The organism is Microtetraspora sp. NBRC 16547 (assembly GCF_030268965.1).
Lineage (GTDB): Bacteria > Actinomycetota > Actinomycetes > Streptosporangiales > Streptosporangiaceae > Microtetraspora.
Map to the genome: position 1 here is coordinate 62474 of NZ_BSSE01000010.1, position 21604 is coordinate 84077.

Sequence of the window (21604 nt, forward strand, 5' to 3'; positions counted from 1 at the left end):
TGTTACAGCAGCAGATCTTTACCTTTTGTTGACACTCGGCGGAAGTCAGGCTTAGCGTCCCGAAATATGGACGACATAAGTCGAGTATCGCCGGATTTCGTGCACCTGTAGCTGCTCCAGGCAGCCGGGCCCGGTCGTCCGTTCCGCCGTCGCGCCGAGGCGTCGGGACGGAGGAGTGCCACCCGGGCCCCGGCCGTCCCTCCTTCCGCCGTCGCCGTTCCGTCCCTCGTTCCGTCCCCCGCTCTGTCCCCCGCTCCGTCACCCGTTCAGTCCCCGTACGTCCGTGCCCGGACTCACCGGGCCGGGACGTGACCTCCCCCGAGTGAAGGGAATCTCCGCCATGCCCCCCAGGCGGCGAACCACGCGCGCCACCCGCTGGGTCGCGCAGACGTGCGCCTTACTCCTGGCTCTCACGAGCCTGACCGTGCTTCCCATGACGCTGGCGGCCACACCCGCCCAGGCCCATGCGGCCATCGATCCCGCGGACTACCAGCGCGTCGAGCTGGCCAAGGGTGTCGCCGAGATGGGCGAGCCCATGACGATGGCCGTGCTCCCCGACCTCTCCGTGCTGCACACCTCACGCGACGGGACGCTGCGCCGTACGGACGCGACGGGGAACACGACGGTCGCGGGCGCGCTGAACGTCTACACCCACGACGAGGAGGGACTGCAGGGCGTGGCGGCCGACCCCGGCTTCGCCACCAACCGGTTCATCTACCTCTACTACGCGCCGCGCCTGAACACCCCGGCGGGCGACGCCCCGGCGACCGGCGCCGACTTCTCCGCCTGGCAGGGCGTGAACCGGCTGTCCAGGTTCAAGATCAAGACTGACTGGACGCTGGACATGGCCAGCGAGGTGAAGGTGCTCGACGTGCCCGCCGACCGCGGCATCTGCTGCCACGTCGGCGGTGACATCGACTTCGACGCCCAGGGAAACCTCTACCTGTCCACGGGCGACGACTCCAACCCGTTCGACTCGGCGGGCTACTCCCCGCTCGACGAGCGGCCCGACCGCAACCCGGCGTACGACGCCCAGCGCAGCGCCGGCAACACCAACGACCTGCGCGGCAAGATCCTTCGCATCAAGGTCAAGCCGGACGGGAGCTACGACATCCCGGAGGGGAACCTCTTCCCGCCCGGAACGCCCAAGACCCGGCCGGAGATCTACGCCATGGGCTTCCGCAACCCGTTCCGGATGAGCGTGGACAAGCAGACCGGCATCGTCTACGTCGGCGACTACGGCCCCGACGCGGGCAGTTCCGACCCCAACCGGGGACCGGGCGGCCAGGTCGAGTTCGACCGCGTCACCAGGCCGGGCAACTACGGCTGGCCGTACTGCACGGGCACCAACACCCTGGCCGAGACCTACAACGCGTTCACCTTCCCGTCCGGGCCCTCGGGGCCGAAGTACGACTGCGCGGCGGGTGGCCCCACCAACGGCTCCTTCCGCAACACCGGCATGGACAAGCTCCCGCCCGCGCTGCCCTCGTGGATCAAGTACGGCGGTGACGAGGGCAGCCCGCCGGAGTTCGGCGGCGGGTCGGAGTCGCCGATGGGCGGCCCGATCTACCGCTACGACCCGGACCTGGACTCCCAGGTCAAGTTCCCCGCGGAGCTGGACGGCCACTTCTTCGCCGGAGAGTTCGGCCGCCGCTGGATCAAGGCGATCGACGTCGCCGCCGACGGCACCCGCGGTGAGATCGCGAACTTCCCGTGGACCGGGACGCAGGTCATGGACCTCGCCTTCGGCCCCGACGGGGCGCTGTACGTGCTCGACTACGGCTCCGGCTACTTCGGCGGCGACGCGAACTCCGCGCTGTACCGCATCGAGTACATCAAGGGGCGCGACCGCTCCCCGGTCGCGGTGGTCAAGGCCGACAGGACATCCGGCAAGACGCCGCTGACCGTCGCCTTCTCCTCGGCCGGATCGGCCGACCCCGAGGGCGAGCCGCTCACCTACGCCTGGGACTTCGGCGACGGAACGTCCTCCACCGAGCCGAACCCGACCAAGACCTACACCGAGGACGGGGAGTACACCGCCACGCTGACCGTGAAGGACCCCGGCGGCAACGCGGGCCGCGCCAGCGTGCTGATCACGGTGGGCAACACCGCGCCGACCGTCACCATCGAGAAGCCCGGCCCCGGACGGCTGTTCGAGTGGGGCGACACCGTGCCGTTCACGATCAAGGTGACCGACCCCGAGGACGGGGACGTCGACTGCGCCAAGGTCACGATGACGTACGTCCTCGGCCACGACAGCCACGGCCACCAGATCACCTCGAAGAACGGCTGCACGGGCGAGCTCACCATCCCGACCGACGGAGAGCACGACGACGCGGCCAACATCTTCGCGGTGTTCGACGCGGAGTACACCGACAAGGGCGGGCTGACCACCCACACCCAGCACATCCTGCAGCCGCGGCACCGCCAGGCCGAGCACTACACCGGGATGTCCGGCGTCTCGCAGATCAACAAGGCGTCGGCGCACGGCGGCAAGACGGTCGGTGACGTCCACAACGGCGACTGGATCTCCTTCAAGCCGTACGAGCTGAGCGATGCCAAGGGCTTCACCGCGCGCGTCTCCTCAGGCGGCGTGGGCGGCGCGATCGAGGTCCGCGCGGGTTCGGTGACCGGCGCTCTGCTCGGCAAGGCGTCCGTGCCGGTGACCGGGGGCTGGGAGACCTTCGTGGATGTCTCCGCCACGCTCGCCGGAGCCCCGGCCGGCACGACCGAGCTCTACCTGGTCTTCACCGGAGGCTCCGGCGCGCTGTTCGACGTGGACGACTTCACCCTGCTGAAGGAGCCGCGCGGCACCGGCCCGGCCATCGGCCCGATCGCCGGGCCCGGCGGGCTGTGCGTCGACGTCGCCGGGGCCAACAGCGCGAACGGCACCAAGGTGCAGCTGTACACCTGCAACGGCACTGGCGCGCAGGTCTGGACCGTCGACGGGACGACCCTCAAGGCGCTGGGCAAGTGCCTGGACATCGCGGGCGGCGCCACGGCCGACGGCACCAAGGTGCAGATCTACACCTGCAACAACACCGGTGCCCAGCAGTGGACCGCCGGACCGAACGGCTCGCTGAAGAACCCGCAGTCCGGCCGCTGCCTCGACGGCGCCGACACCGGCCAGCTCGTCATCAGGACCTGCGACGGCGGCGCCGCGCAGAAGTTCGTCCTGCCGGCCTCCGGCGGCCCCGGCGGCTCGGGCGACGTGCTCGTCTTCTCCCGCACGGCGGGCTTCCGGCACGACTCGATCCCGGCGGGCATCCAGGCGATCAAGGACCTCGGCTTCTCCGTGACCGCGACCGAGGACCCGGGCGCCTTCACCGCCGCCAACCTCGCCAAGTACAAGGCCGTCGTCTTCCTCAGCACCACCGGCGACGTGCTGAACGACGCCCAGCAGGCGGCGTTCGAGGCCTACATCAAGGGCGGAGGCGGCTATGTCGGCGTGCACGCCGCGGCCGACACCGAGTACGACTGGCCGTGGTACGGCGGCCTGGTCGGCGCCTGGTTCGCCTCGCACCCGGCGATCCAGCAGGCCACGGTCAAGGTGGAGGACCGGGCGAACCCCGCCACCGCGCACCTCGGCCCGACCTGGACCCGCACCGACGAGTGGTACGACTACAGGTCCAACGCCCGGACCACCGCCCACGTGCTGGCCACGCTGGACGAGTCGACCTACTCCGGCGGGAAGATGGGCGCCGACCACCCCATCGCCTGGTGCAAGCCGTACGACGGAGGACGCTCCTTCTACACCGGCGGCGGGCACACCGCGGCCTCCTTCGCCGAGCCCGCCTTCCGCGAGCACCTGCGCGGCGGCATCGCGTACGCCATGGGCGACGCCAAGGCGGACTGCCGGCCGGAGAGCGGCTACACCGCGATCTACAACGGTTCCACGACCGGCTGGGAGCAGGCGGGACCGGGTGGCTTCGCCAACGCCGACGGCACGCTGACCTCCCAGGGCGGTATGGGGCTCTTCTGGTACAAGGCGCGGGAATTCCACTCCTACTCGCTGAAGCTCGACTGGAAGATGCGTGGCGACGATAACTCGGGCGTGTTCGTCGGCTTCCCCGCCTCTGACGACCCGTGGTCGGCGGTGAACAACGGCTACGAGATCCAGATCGACGCCACGGACGCCCCGGAGAAGACCACCGGGTCCGTCTACGGCTTCAAGTCCGCCGATCTCGCCGCCCGCGACGCCGCGCTGAACCCGCCCGGCCAGTGGAACGCGTACGAGATCCGGGTCGAGGGGGAGCGCCTGCGGGTCTTCCTCAACGGCGTGCTGATCAACGACTTCACCAACACCGACCCCGCCCGCTCGCTCCAGCAGGGGTACGTGGGCATCCAGAACCACGGCGCGGGCGACGAGGTGGCGTTCCGCAACATCCGGATCAAGGAGCTCGGGCTGGACGAGAAGGCGCCGGTGACCGCGGCCTCGCTGGACCCGGAGGCGAGGCCGAGCGGCTGGCACACCGCGCCGGTGGCCGTCACCCTGACGGCCACGGACGAGGGCTCGGGGGTCGCGTCGACCGAGTACCGCGTCGGCGACGGCGACTGGACCGCCTACACCGAGCCGTTCACCGTCAAGAAGGACGGCACCCACACGGTGTCGTTCCGCTCCACGGACAAGGCCGGCAACAAGGAGGAGGCGAAGAAGATCACGCTGAAGCTGGACGCCACCGCGCCGACGCTGACCGTCGGAGGGCTGAACGACGACGGCGAGTACGGCGACGCCGCCCGGATCACCGTCACCGCCGAAGGCGCGGACGAGGGCTCGGGGATCGACACGGTGACGGCCACCCTCGACGGCGAGGAGCTGAAGCTGGGCGAGCCGCTCGACCTGCACACGCTGGCGCTCGGCGCGCACACCGTGACGGTGACCGCGACCGACAAGGCGGGCAACACCGCCGAGCGGGTCAGGACGCTGACGGTGTCCACGTCGTTCGGCGACCTGGAGACCCTGCTGGAGCGGTTCTCCATCGACGGCCCGCTAGGGGCACAGCTCGGCAACTTCCTGAAGGCGGCGAACCACCAGGACGTCAAGGAGCACCCCGAGCAGGCGATCCACCACCTGGAGAAGTTCCGGGACACGGCGGCCGACGTGGCCGACGCGACCGCCCGCGCGGTCCTCGTCCGTGACGCGGAGGCCCTGATCGCGGGGCTGCGCGGACCGGACGCTGACGGGGCGGTGACCGCCTGATCCCCGTTTAGTCGACCCGTTTAGCCGACGTGGTGCACGAGGGTATAGACCCGAAGGTCCCCCCAAGCGGATACGAGCCTACGAACCGTGAAGGGGGACCCGTGCAGCACGAGGAAACCGTTGAGAAGGACGAGAAGCAGCGGCAACTCGACCAATACCGCGTCGATCTCCAGGGCACCCGGCTCACCACCGACCAGGGCGTGCTGATCGACGACACCGACAACTCGCTCCGGCCCGGAGAGCGTGGACCGACCCTCCTGGAGGACTTCCACTTCCGGGAGAAGATCACCCGATTCGACCACGAGCGCATCCCCGAACGCGTCGTGCACGCGCGGGGCTCGGGTGCGTACGGCCAGTTCCGCGTGTACGAGTCGCTCGCCGAGTACACCGTGGCCGACTTCCTGTGCGACCCGTCGCTGGTCACGCCGGTGTTCGTACGCTTCTCCACGGTCGCGGGCTCGCGCGGTTCGGCCGACACCGTACGGGACGTGCGCGGGTTCGCGACCAAGTTCTACACCCGGCAGGGCAACTACGACCTGGTCGCGAACAACATGCCGGTCTTCCCCATCCAGGACGGCATCAAGTTCCCCGACTTCGTGCACTCGGTCAAGCCGGAGCCGCACAACGAGATCCCACAGGCGCAGTCGGCGCACGACACGTTCTGGGACTTCGTGCAGTGCCAGCCGGAGACCATGCACTTCGTCATGTGGCTGATGTCGGACCGGGCGATCCCGCGCAGCTTCCGGATGATGCAGGGGTTCGGCGTGCACAGCTTCCGGCTGGTGAACGCCGAGGGGCGGGCCACGTTCGTGAAGTTCCACTGGAAGCCCCTCCTGGGCACGCACTCGCTGCTCTGGGACGAGGTGCTGCGGATCCAGGGCAACGATCCGGACTTCAACCGGCGTGACCTGTGGGAGGCGATCGAGCGCGGTGACTTCCCCGAGTGGGAGCTCGGCCTGCAGCTCGTGCCCGAGTCGGACGAGCACGCTTTCGACTTCGACCTGCTCGACCCTACGAAGATCATTCCTGAGGAGATCGTGCCGGTGCGTCCGGTCGGCCGGATGGTGCTCAACCGCAACCCGCAGAACTTCTTCGCCGAGACCGAGCAGGTGGCCTTCTGCACCGCGAACGTCGTGCCCGGCATCGACTTCAGCAACGACCCGCTGTTGCAGGCCAGGAACTTCTCGTACCTGGACACGCAGCTCATCCGGCTGGGCGGGCCCAACCACGCGCAGATCCCGGTCAACCGTCCGGTCGCGCCGGTGCACAACGACCAGCGCGACGGCTACAACCAGCGGATGATCCACCAGAGCGAGACCAGCTACTCGATCAACTCCATCAACGGCGGCTGCCCGATGTCGGGGATCCTGAGCGGCGACATGTCCGGGGTGTTCCAGCACTACCAGGAGCGGGTGGACGGCCGGAAGATCCGCAAGCGCAGCCCCAGCTTCGAGGACCACTACACCCAGGCCACACTCTTCTGGAACAGCATGTCGAGCTGGGAGAAGGACCACATCGTCAACGCGTTCCGCTTCGAGCTCGGGCACGTGAAGCGGCGGTACATCAAGGAGAAGGTCGTCGAGCACCTCGTCCAGGTCGACCACGAGCTGGCCACCCGGGTCGCCGCCGGACTCGGCATGCCGGAGCCCGCCGCGGGCCCGCCCAACCACGGCAGGTCGTCGCCCGCGCTGAGCCAGGCCAACTCCACCCGCGAGACGATCGCCACCCGCAAGATCGCGATCCTGGTCGCCGACGCCACCGACGCGGGCGCGCTCACCCCGGTCAAGGAGGCGCTGGAGGGCCAGGGCGCGGTCTGCGAGCTGCTCGCGCCGCACGAGGGGACCGCCGGGACGCTGACCGTGGACCGGCAGCTCACCTCGGCCGGTTCCGTGCTCTACGACGCGGTCCTGCTGGCCGACGGCGGCGCGCTCGCCGGGGACGGGTACGCGATCCACTTCGTCCGCGAGGCGTTCAAGCACGGCAAGGCCGTCGGCGCGCTGCAGGGCGGCGGCGCCCTGCTTGACGCGGCCCGGCTGCCGGACCGGCAGGGCGTGGTCGGGCCGGAGGCGGCGGGCGACCCGTTCGTCCAGGACTTCGCCGAAGCGATCAAGGTTCACCGCCACTTCGACCGGGACGTGGCCGCGTTCCCGGCCTGAATCCCGCGCGTTGTGCGGCGGGGCGCGGGGAAGCGCCCCGCCGCGGCGCACGCTGGCCGATCACAGCCACGCGGGCGTCGCCCCGCCCTCACGGCGTCGCGTTCGCACCTCGGCGAGAGAACGCTCTCCTGCGGTGTTCCGAGTGAAAGACAGCGTTCCAGGTCAGCGGCGGTGTCGTTGAGAGAGCGCTCTCAGACTGTTGACTGACCGCCGCGCCGGGATCAGGATCTGCGCAACGCGGTGGCCCACGGGGCCGTCACGATCGCCGTTGCCGCCTCTTGAGAACGGACCCCCCATGACACGACCGTTCGCCCGGTTACGGGCGCGTCGACGCACCTCCGCGGTGCTGGCCGGCCTCGCCGTACTGGCGGGGAGCCTCGCCGGAGTTCCCGGCGCGAACGCGGGGGCGGGTGAGAGCCCCGCCCAGCCGGTGGTCGGGGCGCCGCCCCTGGGCCGCGACGGGTGCGCCCGCGTCGACGGCGACCTCGCCACGCTCGCCGACTGGCCGAAGGTCACCAGCCGGATCAAGAGGAACCCGGCCGACGAGAAGCGGGTGGCGAAGATCCTCGCCGGCATGACGCTCGCCGAGAAGGTCGGGCAGATGACCCAGCCGGAGATCGGCGCCGTCACCCCCGAGGAGGTCCGTCAGTACGGCATCGGCTCGGTGCTCAACGGCGGCGGCTCCTGGCCCGGCCGGGACAAGCACGCGTCCACGCGGGCCTGGCTCGACCTCGCCGACGCGTACTGGGCGGCCTCCGTCGCCACCCGGACCAAGATCCCGGTCATCTGGGGCATCGACGCCGTGCACGGCAACAACAACGTCTACGGCGCGACGGTCTTCCCGCACAACATCGGGCTCGGGGCGGCGCACGACCCCTGCCTGGTCAGGGACATCGGGGCCGCGACCGCCACGCAGATCCGGGCGACCGGCCAGGACTGGGCGTTCGCGCCCACGCTCGCCGTCGTCAGGGACGACCGCTGGGGCCGCACGTACGAGGGCTTCTCCGAAGACCCCCGGATCACCCGCGCCTACGGATACGAGATGGTCCGCGGGCTGCAGGGCGACCACCCGCGCGGCATCGGGGAGCGGAGCGTCATCGCGACCGCCAAGCACTTCATCGGCGACGGAGGCACCCTCAAGGGGCAGGACCAGGGCGTCAACCCGTCCTCCGAGGCCGAGATGATCAACATTCACGGTCAGGGCTACTACGGTGCGCTGGCCGCCGGGGCACAGACCGTGATGGCGTCCTTCAACAGCTGGACCAACGCCGACCTCGGCATCGACGAGGGCAAGCTCCACGGCAGCGAGCGGGCGCTGACCGGCATTCTCAAGGGGAAGATGGGCTTCGACGGCGTCGTCGTCTCCGACTGGAACGGCATCGGCCAGGTGGCCGGGTGCACCAACGCGAGCTGCGCGCGGGCGATCAACGCCGGCATCGACGTCGTGATGGTGCCGAACGACTGGAAGGCGTTCATCGCGAACACCGTCGCGCAGGTCGAGGCCGGTGAGATCCCGATGGCGCGGATCGACGACGCGGTGACCCGCATCCTGCGGGTGAAGCTGCGGGCCGGCCTGTTCGACGCGCCGAAGCCGTCCGCCCGCGCCGGGGCCGGGTCGGCGTCGGCGCTGGAGGCGAAGGCGCTGGCCAGGAAGGCCGTGCGCGAGTCACAGGTCCTGCTCAAGAACAACGGCAAGGTCCTGCCGCTGGCCTCGGACGCGAAGGTCCTGGTCGTCGGGAAGAGCGCGGACAGCCTGCAGAACCAGACCGGCGGCTGGACCCTCACCTGGCAGGGCACCGGCAACACCAACGCCGACTTCCCCGGCGGCACGACGATCCTCGGCGGGCTGCGTGAGGCGCTCGGCGCCGCGAACGTGACCTTCGCCGAGACGGCTGACGACGTCGATCCCACCACGTTCGACGCGGTCATCGCGGTGATCGGCGAGACGCCGTACGCCGAAGGGGTCGGAGACATCGGGCGGCGCTCGCTCGAGGCGGCGAAGCTCTATCCCGGCGACCTCGCCGTGCTGGACAAGGTCAGCGGCAAGGGCGTCCCCGTGGTCACCGTCTACGTCACCGGCCGCCCGCTGTGGGTCAACAAGGAGCTGAACCGCTCGGACGCGTTCGTCGTCGCCTGGCTGCCCGGCACCGAGGGCGGCGGCGTGGCCGACCTGCTCGTCCGGTCCCGGCACGGGGGAAGGCCCGGCGGCGGTTTCACCGGCACCCTTCCGTACTCCTGGCCGAAGACCGCGTGCCAGACCCCGCTCAACGCGGGCGACGAGGGCTACGACCCGCTCTTCCCGCTCGGGTACGGCCTGCGCGACGGGCAGGCGGGATCCGTCGGCACGCTCGACGAGACGTCGCCCGCGGCCGGGTGCTCCGGCAACGGTGGCGGCGGCACCGCGACCGAGGACCTGGAGATCCACAACCGTACGGACGTCGCGCCATACCGGAGTTACATCGGCTCCGCCGACAACTGGGGCGGCACCGAGATCGGCGTGGACGGCGAGGCGGCGCACTCCGTGATCAGCGTGGTCCCGGCCGACGTCAACGTGCAGCAGGACGGCCTGAAGGTGACCTGGACCGGCGGCGGCCCCGGGCAGATCTACATGCAGGACCCGGCGGGCGGCACCGACCTGCGCGGCTATCTCAACGCCGGCGCGGCGCTGGTCTTCGACGTGATCGTCCACCGGCCCCCGGCGGCGCGGACCGTGCTGGGCGTGCACTGCGTCTACCCGTGCATGTCGGAGGTGGCGGCGACGTCCCTGTTCCAGCGGCTGCCCACGGGGACCACGGCGACGGTCAAGGTCCCGATCGCCTGTTTCGCGGAGGCCGGTCTCGACCTGGAGGCGGTCAACACGCCGTTCCTCGTCTACACGGACGGGGCGTTCTCCGCGTCGTTCGCGAACGTCCGCTGGGTGCCCGGCGCCGCCAAGGACGCCGACGCCCAGACCTGCTCCGGGCTGACCTGATCCGCTCGACCCGGCCCCGGGTAAGGATCGCCGCCGTGGGCAGTCACGGACTATGGCCGGAACCGAGCCCGGAGCCGGATCGACCGAGGTCGACGCGGTGGTGGTGGGCGCCGGGCCGAACGGGCTGACGGCGGCCGTCACGCTCGCCCGGGCCGGCCTGTCCGTACGCGTGTACGAGGCGGCGGCGACCGTCGGCGGCGGGGCGCGGACCGGCGAACTGACACTGCCCGGCTTCCGGCACGACATCTGCTCCGCCGTCCATCCACTGGGCGCGGGCTCGCCCGCGTTCGCCGCGCTGCCGCTGGACCGGTACGGCCTGACCTGGGTGGAGCCACCACTCCCGCTGGCCCATCCGTTCCCCGACGGGTCGGCGGCGACGCTGGCCCGCTCCGCCGAGGAGACGGCGGCCTCGCTCGGTGGAGACACGCGGGACGGTGATGCCGACGGGGACGCCTATCTCCGCCTGGTGCGGCCGTTCCTCGGGAGGTGGAGCGACCTCGCGCCTGACGTGCTGCGCGCGCCGCTCGACGGGCTGCCCCGCCATCCGGTGCGGCTCGCGCGGTTCGGCTTCCGCGCGGTCGCGCCCGCCGCGCTGCTCGCCCGCCTGTTCCGCGGGGAGCGCGCCCGGGGCCTGCTCGCCGGGCTGGCGGCGCACGCCATCGCGCCGCTCGGCTCGCCCGCGACCGGCGGCGTTGCGCTGCTGTTCGCGCTCGCCGCACACGACGTGGGCTGGCCGTTCCCGCGCGGCGGCTCCCAGGCGCTGTCGGACGCGCTGGCGGCGTACCTCCGCGCGCTCGGCGGCCGGATCGAGACCGGACGTCCCGTCGGAAGTCTCGCCGAGCTGCCCGCCGCCCGGGCGTACCTGCTCGACGTCATGCCCGAGGACCTCGCCGCCCTGGCCGGGGACAGGCTGCCGGAACGGTACGCGGCCCGGCTGCGCGGCTACCGGCACGGCCCGGCCGTCTTCAAGATCGACTATGCGCTGTCCGAGCCGGTGCCGTGGAAGGCCGACGCCTGCGCCCGCGCGGGCACCGTCCACCTCGGCCCGACGTTCGGGGAGATCGGCGCCGCCCTCCGCGCCGCCTGCCGGGGGTCCGCGCCGCGTACGCCGTTCCTCATCGCCGCCCAGCCCAGCCTGTTCGACGGGACCCGGGCGCCGGACGCCCGGCACGTGCTGTGGGTCTACGGGCACGTCCCGAACGGCTGGCGCGGCGACCTCACCGAGGCGATCGAACGCCAGATCGAGCGGTTCGCTCCCGGATTCCGTGACCGCGTCCTGGCCCGCGCCGCCGCCGGGCCCGCCGAGATCGAGGCCCGCGACCGCAACAACACCGGTGGCGACATCGCGGGCGGCCGGTGCGACCGGCTGCGGCTGCTGTTTCGCCCCATCCTGGCCCGGGTGCCGTACGCCACCCCGGACCGGGCGGTCTACCTGTGCTCGTCGGCCACGCCGCCGGGGCCCGGCGTACACGGCATGTGCGGCTACCACGCGGCGCGCACCGCGCTGCGGCGGGTATTCGGGCTCGCGCCGGTGGGGGAGTGGGGATCATGGACTGGTTCACGGACTGGTTCGCGGCGCCGGACTACTGGCTGAGCCGGCTGGTCTTCCAGCGGGGCCTGGCCGCGATCTACCTGTTCGGGTTCCTCGTCGCGGTGAACCAGTTTCCCGCGCTCCTCGGCGCGAACGGGCTGACGCCGGTGCCCGCGTTCCTGCGCCGGGTGCCGTTCCGCCGCGCGCCGAGCGTCTTCCACCTCCACTACTCCGACCGGTTCTTCGCCGTGCTGGCAGGGAGCGGGGCGGCGCTGTCCGCGGCCCTGCTGGCCGGACTCGCCGACCTGGTCCCGTTGTGGGGCGCGATGCCGCTGTGGGCCGTCCTGTGGGTCCTCTACCTGTCCATCGTCAACGTGGGCCAGGTGTGGTACTCCTTCGGCTGGGAGTCGCTGCTGTGCGAGGCCGGCTTCCTCGCGATCTTCCTCGGCAACGCGGACACGGCCCCGCCCGTGCTCATGCTGTGGCTGCTGCGCTGGCTGCTGTTCCGGCTGGAGTTCGGCGCCGGTCTGATCAAGATGCGCGGCGACCGCTGCTGGCGCGACCTGACCTGCCTGTACTACCACCACGAGACCCAGCCGATGCCGGGCCCGCTGAGCTGGTACTTCCATCGGCTTCCCGGGCCGCTGCACCGCGTGGAGGTCGCCGGCAACCACTTCGCCCAGCTCGTCGCGCCGTTCGGGTTGTTCGCGCCCCAGCCGTACGCCAGCGTGGCCGCGGGCATCATGATCGCCACCCAGCTCTGGCTGATCCTGTCCGGGAACTTCGCCTGGCTGAACTGGCTGACCGTCGTGCTGGCGGCGTCGGTGGTCTCCTGGGGGGACCTGGTGCGGATGGCGGGGCTCGCGCCGCCGCCGCACCCCACGGCCGTACCGCTGTGGTTCGCGGGAACGGTCCTGGCGGCGACCGTCCTGATCGTCGTGCTGAGCTACTGGCCGGCGCGCAACCTCGTGTCGCGGCACCAGTTGATGAACGCCAGCTTCAACCCGTTCCACCTGGTCAACACGTACGGCGCGTTCGGCAGCGTCACCAGGGCGCGCTACGAGGTGGTGATCGAGGGCGCCCGAGACCCGGAGGTCACGCCGGAGACCGTGTGGCGGGAGTACGGCTTCAAGGGCAAACCGGGCGCCCTGGGGCGGCGGCCGCCACAGTTCGCGCCCTACCACCTCAGGCTGGACTGGTTGATGTGGTTCGCGGGCCTGTCGGCGGCGTACGCCCACCCGTGGCTCGTGCCGTTCGTCCGAAAGCTGCTGATGAACGACCTGGCGACGCTGCGGCTGCTGCGTGACGACCCGTTCCCGGACGCGCCGCCGACCTTCGTCCGCGCCCTCCTCTACCGCTACAGCTTCACCACCCGGCAGGAGCGGCGCGCGACCGGCGCGTGGTGGGAGCGCGAGCTGGTGGAGGAGTATCTCCCGCCGGTCAGGCTGGAGCCCCATCGCTGACGTCCGGATCTTGCGTGCCGGATGCGGTGCCGGTCGGAAGGTCGAGGCCCGCTCTGCCGGCCGTCGGAAGTCAGGCGCGTGGTGTGATCCGCTGTCGTGACCTGTCGCTGCACTGCGGTGGGTGGTTGTTCCGGCGCGCCGTGATAGTTGCGTCCCGGTGATGCCGCTGTCGCGGCCATCGCGGGCGCGGTGGTTGCTGGCACGGTCCTACGCGCGCCTCCACAACCACCCACCTCCGCTCCGCTCCCCGCCGCCCTCGGCTCGCCGCCGCCCCCAGTTCGCCACCGCCCTCGGCTCGCCACCGCCCCCAGTTCGCCGCCGCCCTCGGCTCGCCACCGCCCCCAGTTCGCCGCCGCCCTCGGCTCGCCGCCGCACGATCCCTTGCCTCGCTGCCATGAGTGCGACTGATCCAGGTCACATGTCCTGGTGCGCTCTGGATGACCCGCCCGTGTTGGCCCGCATACTGCTGTTTCCCCTGAAACGGGGTGGTGTGGCAGATTCGGATCAGAAGGGCGGGATGTCGTCCTCCGGGGCCGGCGCCGGAGCCGCAGCCGGTGACGCCGTGGCCACCGCGTCCGCTGAAACGGGGTGGCGTGGAAGATCCGGGTCAGAAGGGCGGGATGTCGTCGGCCGGGTCGGCTGGCGGGCCGGACGTGGTTTCGGGTCCGGTCTCTTGCGCCGGGCTCGGTGCGGGGATGGGTTCTTCCCACCAGGCGGGTTCGTAGGTCCAGGTCGGCAGGAACGGGAGTTCGTCGTTGGCGGGGTCGGTGATGCTGCCCGCGCCGTACCCGAAGGCCGCGAGCCCGCCTACCCCGCCGGTTCCCGACCGGCCGGGCATGGCCCAGCCTCCGGGGGCGAAGGGCTCCGGCAGGGATTCGATGATCGGCGGCGGCTGGACCGGGTAGTGGTGGCCGGTGCGGCTGATCCACGTCACATGTCCTGGCGCGGTCTGGACGACCCGCCAGCCGTTGTCGCGTAGATCGTGGTCATGCGCACACGCGGCAGCCAGGTTGTCCTCGGTGGTGAGACCGCCGTGCGCGTACTGGCGGGTGTGATCCAGCTCCGACCGGGTGGCCGGAGCACGACAGCCGGGATGGGAGCAGACCCTGTCGCGGATCTCGATCCGCCGCCGCAGTCCCGCCGTGGGGAACCGCCGCCGCTCATCCCCACCAGCCGCCCCACAGCCGACCACAGACCCTCCGGCAGCGTCATTCTCCACAGCGCCCTGCCGTACAGGCCCGTCTGCCGCAGCGCCGTCACCCGCAGCGCCGTCCCACGCAGCTTCGTCTACCGCAGAAGCGTCACCAACAGAAGCGTCACCCGCCGAACCATCACCTGCCGAACCATCACCCGCAGCACCGTCACCCGCACTGTGGCCGTGGCCGTCATCGTCGGTCGGAAAGCTCTCTTCGATGGCCTGGTCGTATTGGCGCATGACGTCAGCGATCACACCGGCCCAGCCACCCTGGGCATAGATGTCGGCGTACAGCGCCCGCAGCAGCGACAGCGGGAACTGCAACTCGACGATCCCACGACGGCGGACCGACACAGCCCTCGCGCGGGGATCCCCTTGCGGCTCCTGGTCCGACTCGCGGGCAGGCTTCGCCCTTGTCCCGCCGATGCCTGCGGAAGCGGTATCAGCTGCGGAGCGGAGTCTGGATGAGATGCCGGGCGCGCAGCCGGGGCCGGGCGCCTCACAGGAATCGGACGCGTACGGCGCGGCTGAAACCGGACCAAGCGCCGGCGGGGAACCGCGGCCACCCACGGGGCCGGCGTCCCGTTCGCGACCAGCGGCCGGGCGGGATGCGGGAGGTGATGGCGGTGGAGGGGCCGGGCGGCGGGGCCACCCCGCGGGGCGGCGGCGAGTGATCCCGGCGTAGAGGAGGTGACCGTCCTCATCGCAGATGGCGAACCGCCACTCGCCGCCGATCTGTCGTTTGGCGAGCCTGCGGGCCAGATGAGCGTGAATCGGCCCCCACCCGGCAAGCTCTGAGGGCAGGTCGTCCAGGTGCATGAGCGTGGACACCTGAACCCGCAGCTCACCCGCCGCGAACCCCACCGGCTCCACCACGCCCGCGCTCGACTTCACGCTGCTGCCCTGAGCACTCCCAGCGCCACCGTCACCACGGCTACGGCTACGGCTACGGCTGTGGCCACCATGGCCGCTGTCTCCATCGCCGTTGTCCTTGCTGCCGTCCCGGTCGCCGTCGTCCTCGCTTCCGTCGCCGTCGCCGTCGCCACTCCCACCATGGCCACCGCCTCCGCCGGCGGCCGGCCGTCCGCCACCGCCGTCGCCGCCGTCGTCAGGGTCGTCCGCGCGGCCGTCGCCACAACTGCCAGGGCCACCGTCGCCACCATGGCCACCGCCGCCGTCGTTGCCGTCATTGGGGGCATCCGCGTGGCTATCGCCACAGCCGTCATCGCCGTCGTCGCCGTCACTGGGGGCATCCGCGCGGCCAGCGCCACAGCCGCCAGGGCCACCGCCGCCGCCGTCATCGGGGGTGCCCCCGTGGCTATCGCCACAGCCGTCATCGCTGTCACCACGGCCACCGTCGTCGTCGCCGTCGTCGCCGTCGAAGTCGTCGCCGGTGTGGTCGGGGTCGTCCCAGCCGCGGGAGTCGGGGTCGTCCCAGCTTTGGGGGTCGGGGTCCGAGCCGTGGGGGTCGGGGTCGTCGAAGGGGGCGTCGGAGAGTTGATCGTCGTAGTCGTCCTCCTCACCGGCCGCCTTGCGGGCGGCGTTGGCGAACAGGACAGCGATGATCGCATCGTCGTCCAGGCCCGACATGCTCCCCTCAAGCAAGCCGAGAAACACATCCGCCCGCACATGATCGATCGGGGCGTGCAGGCCACTCTTCTTCGCCCGCACCGCGATCGCATCCACCCGCGCGATCGCAGCAGCCGCCTGATCCACCGGCAACTGCTCGCCAGTGATACTCGCCGAACCATCGGCATGCCGCACCCCGATCACCCGCCGCTGGTGAACAGCCCGCTCATACTTACGGCGCGCCCAGGCCGGATCCGCGGCGATCAACAACTTCTTGATCTTCTCCCGCAGCTCACTCGTCGTCCACTTACCCGCCTTGGGCAGCAGATGATCGGCAACAGCGCGGGCGAGCTCGACGGGGACGTCTTCCAGCCAGTCGCAGAACACCACCGCCCGCGCCTTATCGATCAAACCCGCCGACAGGGCATCCCGCACCCGCGGGAGACGGACTTTCAGGTCGTAGGCGAAACCGTATTCCCGCTCGGCGGCCCGGCGGGTGAGCCCCAACGCCGACCTCACCTCATCGGGTGAGTTCTTGTCCGGCTCCGCCATTTTCTCCATGCCGGAGACGGAAATCTCATACAGGCCGACCTCGGCCATCACGGTGGCTTTCCGGGCTTGCATGTGCGCTTCGAGGCGGGCGTATGCCTGCATGACGATCACGGCGTCGAAGCCGTCCAGCCTGGCGATATCGATCCCATCCAGCACGGCGGCCAGCTCCACGCCGGGGGCCATCAGCTCCAGGCCGGCGGGGATCGGCTGCCGTTCGATAATCACACCGGAACGCTAACAACCGCCACCGACAAAAACGCCGCCCAGGCGGGTCCTATAAGGCGCCGGAAAGAAATCATCTGGAGTCACAGTTACGAGCCGTTGAGGCTAGTGGAATAAGGCGTATTTGGGTCCGGCGGGTAGGGCTGGTCGTTTCGAGGGCGATGGTCTGGTTGGCGGTTCATCGTGGCGCAGCGAAGCGGCCACCCGATCCGGTGCGGCGATCGGTGACCGCCATGGTGCGGCTGTCGTCGATGGTTCGCCAGGCGCGGTGCGGCCGTTCGACTGCGGCAGATGCGCGGGGAGTGGGGGTCGCAGCGGGCGGTGAATTGGGGGGCGCCGCTGCTACTTGCGCGGGGAGATCCCGAGGCCGACGCGTTCTTCGATCAATGTCTGGAAGTGCGCGCAACCGATGACATCGTCGTGATCGCATCCGAGCGCGCATTCGATCAGGTCGAGCGACGCCTGCATTCCGGCGATTCGTCGTGCCAGCTCCGCATGGCGGCGAAGGAGGATGTCACGCCGAGCGGCCGGATCCTCTGTGTTGATCATCTCTCGTATGTCGTCCAGAGTGAAGCCGGCCTTCTTGGCGCGCATGATGACCGCGACCCGGTAGAGGTCGTCATGGTCGTAGCGGCGGCGGCTGCCCTCGACCCGGGTGGGGGTGAGCAGTCCCATCGCCTCCCAGTGCCTGAGAACGTGCGTCGCCAGCCCGAAATGTCCGGCGATTTCGCCGATGGTCATCACGTCATTTGACTTCATGTCGGCATTAAGTCGGATCCTCGATCGCATGTCCAACGACTTCAATACAAACGGCAAGCATGACGCCGTCGACGAGCTGATCCGGCTTCTCGATGCGGTCGACTCCAGGCCTGGCTCGGCCGAGTTCCGGGCCCGATCGTACGAACTGCTCCAGCTCGCCCCCGGGGTATCGGCGGTCGATGTGGGGTGCGGTTCCGGTTTGGCCGTCGAGGAGCTGGCGGGTCGCGACGTGAGAGCGATCGGGATCGACCACAGCGAACGGGTGATCGACGCGGCGCGACGGCGACGCCCCCACGCGGATCTCCGCATCGGTGACGCCTGTCGGCTGCCCTTCCATGACGGAGAGCTGGCCGGTTATCGGGCCGACAAGGTCTATCACGAGCTCGATGACCCGGCGCGGGCGCTCGCCGAGGCCCGGAGGGTGCTCGCGTCCGGTGGGCATGTCGTCCTCATCGGTCAGGACTGGGACACCGTCGTCATCGACTCCGATGACCCGCTCCTCACCCGGACGATCGTGCACGCCCGTGCCGACACCGTCGCCGCTCCTCGCGCGGCTCGCCGCTATCGGAACCTGCTGCTCGACGGCGGCTTCGACGACGTCACCGTAGAGGCGTATACCGCCGTGTTCACGGACGCGACGATGCTGCCCATGGCGTCGGGGATGGCCCACGCGGCCTGTACGGCGGGTGCCGTCACAGAGGAACGGGCCGCCGCGTGGGCCGCCGAGCAGGCCGAACGGGCCAGGACCGGGCGGCTCTTTCTCGCGGTTCCGCTGTTCATGGCCGCCGGGCGCCGTCCCTGATCCGATGCACGGTCCCGCCGCGTTCAGCAGGGGTCATGCCGTCATTTGGCGGCGGGCTCCGGTTCCGCGCGTAGGGCTGTCGCGGAGCGTCCGCGGAGCAGGGTGAGGGCGAGGACGCAGCCGAGTACGGCCAGGGCCGAGGCGGTGGCGAACCAGGCCAGGGCAATCGCCTGCAGGGCCAGGCCGCCGGCCACAGGAAGGACCGCGAGGCCGGAGGCGATCGGGGTGAAGTGCTGGCTTTCTGCAGGTAGAGCGAGAGCAGCGCGAAGGCCGGTACGTGTGCCGCTCCCACGAGTGCGTTGACGATCGCCGAACCGGTGACCTCGCGTACCAGGAACAGTCGCAGCGGCGTCAGCGGCTCGGCTGCGGCGGCCTCGATTCGTACGAATGCCGCGAGCAGGATCACACCGGCGGCGAGGAGCAGCCAGGCCAGAGGCCGCGTGCCGGGGTCGGCCAGGGCGCCGATGGCGTACCCGATCAGCAGCAGCGCCGCCGTACCGGTCACCGTGCCAGGCAGGTCGAGCCGTCCGGCCGGTACGGTGGCGCGGGCCGCGCGGGAACCACGATCGCCACTCCGACGCCCGGCAGCGCGCGAGCGGCGATCAGCGGCCACATCGACGGGGCGAACCCGGCCAGGGCCGACGCGCCGGTGAAGACCGCCAGGCCGACCCCGAAGACGCGGCGGGGTCCGAGCAGGTCAACGGCCCTGCCGCCGACCAGCATGCAACCGCCGAAGGCCAGCAGGTAGGCGTTGGTCACCCACCCGAGCTCCGCCTCGTCGAGGCGCAGGCCCGCGCCGATCGCGGGAAGCGCTGCCGCTTCAATGTCAGCAGTCGTAGCGAAGCCGCCCGCAGGATTTCGGAAGCGCGTCAGCGATGCACCGTACATGGCACGCACGACAGCGGCTCTTGTTCGCGCTGCGCGAGGGCTACTTCCTCATCTGCGATCAGCATGCGGGCAGGATAGAAGCCACGCCCCCGCCGCTCGTTCAGGAGAGCAGATAGACGATCAGCGACAGCGAGACCATCGAGAGCAGCGTGGACAGCAGGACGGCGTCCCTGGCCAGGTCGGTGTTCAGTTGGTACTCGGCCGCGTAGATGTAGGTGTTCTGGGCGGATGGAAGGCCACTGCAAAGCACAGGGGCGAGCAGCGCCTCTCGCTCGGCTCCAAGCAGTAGGACGCCGAGGAGGAAAGCCACCAATGGTTGGACGATGACCTTCAGGCCGACCAGCGACAGCCGTTCGGTACGCCCCGAGGCGTCGGGCCTTTCCTGCGTGTTTAGCGACATGCCCAGCGCGAACAGCGCCGTCGGGATGGCTGCGGCGCCGACCGTCCGCAGTGGCGATGCCACCGGGGACGGCAGCTGCAGGCCGAGGATCGCCAGGGCGACACCGGTACAGGAGGCGACGATGATGGGGTTGCGAATGGGGATGGCCACGATCCGGCGCCATCGTCCGAGCTGCTTCCGTGCACGTCCAGGTCGGCGAGCACGAGGATGAGAGGAGTGATGAAGAGCATCTGGAACAGCGCGGCGGCAATAACGAAAGAGGAGTCGCCAAGCACATGCACCGCCACCGGGATGCCGAGATTGGCCGAGTTGACGTAGGCCGCCGCCATCCCGCCGATGGCCTGGTCGCCCAGGCGGCGGCGGAAGACCCAGCGAGAGAGGAGCAGTCCCGCGGCGAACACGGTGCACATGCTCGCGGCGAACACGACGACGCCCGGGTCGGCGATGTCGCGGATCTCGGCGGCGGACAGGTCGAGCAGCAACAACGCCGGCATGGCGATGGTGAACGAGAAACGGCCGAGCACCGCTTGCGCTCCACTACCGAGGATGCCGAAGCGGTTGGTGACCCAGCCGGCCGCGACGATCATCCAGATGGGCAGGAACCCGGAGAGCATTGACTGCATGACAGACCGCCTGTTCCCGTGCGCCGTTCAGCCGAAGATCGCGGGTGGTGCGCCCCGCTTCCCGGACGCCGCCCGCGGCACGCACTTCACGCCAGTTCGAACACGGCCCGTGGGTGCCGACAGGTGACATCGGATGTGCAGTCACACACCAGCGCCCTGATCTTCGCAGGCGGCCGGCCGGGGTGATGCGCCCGCGTTGGTCGTTGAGAGCGGCGAGCGGCTGCAGGGGTGTCGTGCTGCGGGACGGTAACCGGCTGCGCCCCGACATCGTGCTGGCCGCGATCGCCCGGAGCATCACGCGCGCCGTCGTCCGGGGCGTCGGATGACCCCGCTCGGAGCTCTCGGAACTCCGGCTCCGAGATCTCCGAGCGGTGATGTCACGCGGCGAGGGTTACGGCTGGTAGACGGTGGTGAAGCCGGCGCCTCCGTCCGTCGACTCGTACACGGTGCCGTCCATCGAGGCGGCGAGCAGGTGCTTCGCGGAGACCGCGGTGAAGGCGACGGCCTGCATGGGCAGCCGACCCTCGGGCTTCCACGTGGTGCCGCCGTCGGCGCTGGTCCGCACCTGGCCGTCGGGCGCGACCCCGATCAGGACGTTCCCGTCAGCCACGTCGAGGAACGACAGCAGCGGTGCGCCCCTCAGCAGGCGGAAGGTCTTGCCGGCGTCCATGCTGACCTTCACTCCGTCGGGGGTGGTGGCGTAGACGGTGCCGGGCTTTCCCGCTCCCGCCCCCAGGTCGAGCAGGTCGAGGCGGGCCCCGGGGGTGAGCGTCCCGCCCTCGCCCCGCCAGACCTGGCCGGTCTGTGTGTCGTAGCCGTACACCGTCGTGCCCGCGACCTGGAGCGCGTGGAAGTCCGCCTTCCCGGCCAGCGCCACCTGCTCCCACGTCGCTCCGGCGTCCGCCGAACGGATCAGCCCCAGGTGCGGTGGCCGCCCCGCCGCGATGTCCTCGGCGGACGGGTGGCCGCTGGCGTAGAACGTCCCGGGGCCGGCGACGGTGAAGCCCATGTGGTCGGCGTCGCGGTCACCGACCCGGGCGAGCTCCCCGCCTTCGACGGTGAACAGGCCGTAGTGTCCCGCGACGTACACCTTGCCGGTGGCCGGGTCGACGCCCAGGCCGTGCACGTGCCCGACGCCCGGATCGGCGGTCTGCGCCGCGCTCTGCGGTGTGTCCTGTGACCGTGACCCCGCCGGCTCGTCCGTGCCGCATGCGGTCAGTCCCGCCGCGAGCAGCAGCGCCCCGGCGGCCAGGCCGAACTTCTTGATCATCGT

13 protein-coding genes are annotated in these 21604 nt (G+C 70.6%); 6 read left to right on the plus strand and 7 right to left on the minus strand.

The window, feature by feature from the left end:
- Positions 1 to 433: 433 nt before the first annotated feature.
- The 5 genes from QSK17_RS16000 (at position 434) to QSK17_RS16020 (ending at position 13321) form a co-directional block, all read left to right on the plus strand.
- Positions 434 to 5200 carry a ThuA domain-containing protein gene (locus QSK17_RS16000; RefSeq protein WP_285705545.1) on the plus strand — a complete coding sequence of 1589 codons (4767 nt, stop codon included), beginning with the start codon at positions 434 to 436 and terminating at the stop codon, positions 5198 to 5200.
- A 101-nt stretch (positions 5201 to 5301) separates the two neighbouring features.
- Positions 5302 to 7356 (plus strand): catalase, encoded by a 2055-nt coding sequence (locus QSK17_RS16005; protein ID WP_285705546.1) that lies wholly within the window; start codon positions 5302 to 5304, stop codon positions 7354 to 7356.
- Positions 7357 to 7651: 295 nt separating this feature from the next.
- Positions 7652 to 10327: a glycoside hydrolase family 3 protein gene (locus tag QSK17_RS16010; protein WP_285705547.1), complete on the plus strand. Its 2676-nt coding sequence runs from the start codon at positions 7652 to 7654 to the stop codon at positions 10325 to 10327.
- A 52-nt stretch (positions 10328 to 10379) separates the two neighbouring features.
- Positions 10380 to 11921 carry a phytoene desaturase family protein gene (locus tag QSK17_RS16015; RefSeq protein ID WP_285705548.1) on the plus strand — a complete coding sequence of 514 codons (1542 nt, stop codon included), beginning with the start codon at positions 10380 to 10382 and terminating at the stop codon, positions 11919 to 11921.
- Positions 11876 to 13321 (plus strand): lipase maturation factor family protein, encoded by a 1446-nt coding sequence (locus QSK17_RS16020; RefSeq protein WP_285705549.1) that lies wholly within the window; start codon positions 11876 to 11878, stop codon positions 13319 to 13321. Before QSK17_RS16015 ends, QSK17_RS16020 begins: the two co-directional genes overlap by 46 nt.
- A 607-nt stretch (positions 13322 to 13928) precedes the next feature.
- Here QSK17_RS16020 and QSK17_RS16025 read toward each other — a convergent pair.
- Together QSK17_RS16025 and QSK17_RS16030 are read right to left on the minus strand one after the other, a co-directional pair.
- Positions 13929 to 16862 (minus strand): HNH endonuclease signature motif containing protein, encoded by a 2934-nt coding sequence (locus QSK17_RS16025; protein ID WP_285705550.1) that lies wholly within the window; start codon positions 16860 to 16862, stop codon positions 13929 to 13931.
- Positions 16863 to 17201: 339 nt separating this feature from the next.
- On the minus strand, positions 17202 to 17600 hold the full coding sequence (locus QSK17_RS16030) for a MerR family transcriptional regulator (protein ID WP_285705551.1): 399 nt from the start codon (positions 17598 to 17600) through the stop codon (positions 17202 to 17204).
- Positions 17601 to 17646: 46 nt separating this feature from the next.
- Here QSK17_RS16030 and QSK17_RS16035 point away from each other — a divergent pair, with 46 nt between their 5' ends.
- Positions 17647 to 18420, plus strand: a complete 774-nt coding sequence (locus QSK17_RS16035) for a methyltransferase domain-containing protein (protein ID WP_285705553.1) — start codon at positions 17647 to 17649, stop codon at positions 18418 to 18420.
- Here the strand turns inward: QSK17_RS16035 and QSK17_RS16040 are convergent.
- The 5 genes from QSK17_RS16040 to QSK17_RS16060 all read right to left on the minus strand — a co-directional run bounded on the left by QSK17_RS16040 (position 18395) and on the right by QSK17_RS16060 (position 21601).
- A complete protein-coding gene (locus QSK17_RS16040; protein ID WP_285705554.1) occupies positions 18395 to 18925 on the minus strand; it encodes a hypothetical protein in 531 nt (176 codons plus the stop codon). The genes QSK17_RS16035 and QSK17_RS16040 overlap by 26 nt on opposite strands.
- Positions 18922 to 19308 (minus strand): MFS transporter, encoded by a 387-nt coding sequence (locus tag QSK17_RS16045; RefSeq protein ID WP_285705555.1) that lies wholly within the window; start codon positions 19306 to 19308, stop codon positions 18922 to 18924. Before QSK17_RS16045 ends, QSK17_RS16040 begins: the two co-directional genes overlap by 4 nt.
- A 100-nt stretch (positions 19309 to 19408) precedes the next feature.
- Positions 19409 to 19804, minus strand: coding sequence for an AEC family transporter (locus QSK17_RS16050; RefSeq protein ID WP_285705697.1), 396 nt, complete (start codon positions 19802 to 19804; stop codon positions 19409 to 19411).
- On the minus strand, positions 19699 to 20322 hold the full coding sequence (locus QSK17_RS16055; RefSeq protein WP_285705556.1) for an AEC family transporter: 624 nt from the start codon (positions 20320 to 20322) through the stop codon (positions 19699 to 19701). The genes QSK17_RS16050 and QSK17_RS16055 overlap by 106 nt, the downstream gene beginning before the upstream one ends.
- Before the next feature lie 400 nt (positions 20323 to 20722).
- The gene (locus tag QSK17_RS16060) at positions 20723 to 21601 is read right to left on the minus strand and encodes a F510_1955 family glycosylhydrolase (protein WP_285705557.1); all 879 of its coding nucleotides are present in this window, start codon (positions 21599 to 21601) and stop codon (positions 20723 to 20725) included.
- Between the last annotated feature and the right edge of the window lie 3 nt (positions 21602 to 21604).

Excerpts from the sequence above, each read along its gene's own strand:
- QSK17_RS16015 (WP_285705548.1), top strand. The coding sequence starts at position 10,380 with ATGGCCGGAACCGAGCCCGGAGCCGGATCGACCGAGGTCGACGCGGTG.
- QSK17_RS16030 (WP_285705551.1), bottom strand. The coding sequence starts at position 17,600 with ATGACCATCGGCGAAATCGCCGGACATTTCGGGCTGGCGACGCACGTT.
- QSK17_RS16010 (WP_285705547.1), top strand. The coding sequence starts at position 7,652 with ATGACACGACCGTTCGCCCGGTTACGGGCGCGTCGACGCACCTCCGCG.
- QSK17_RS16035 (WP_285705553.1), top strand. The coding sequence starts at position 17,647 with ATGTCCAACGACTTCAATACAAACGGCAAGCATGACGCCGTCGACGAG.
- QSK17_RS16055 (WP_285705556.1), bottom strand. The coding sequence starts at position 20,322 with ATGCTCTCCGGGTTCCTGCCCATCTGGATGATCGTCGCGGCCGGCTGG.
- QSK17_RS16045 (WP_285705555.1), bottom strand. The coding sequence starts at position 19,308 with ATGTACGGTGCATCGCTGACGCGCTTCCGAAATCCTGCGGGCGGCTTC.
- QSK17_RS16000 (WP_285705545.1), top strand. The coding sequence starts at position 434 with ATGACGCTGGCGGCCACACCCGCCCAGGCCCATGCGGCCATCGATCCC.
- QSK17_RS16060 (WP_285705557.1), bottom strand. The coding sequence starts at position 21,601 with ATGATCAAGAAGTTCGGCCTGGCCGCCGGGGCGCTGCTGCTCGCGGCG.
- QSK17_RS16020 (WP_285705549.1), top strand. The coding sequence starts at position 11,876 with ATGGACTGGTTCACGGACTGGTTCGCGGCGCCGGACTACTGGCTGAGC.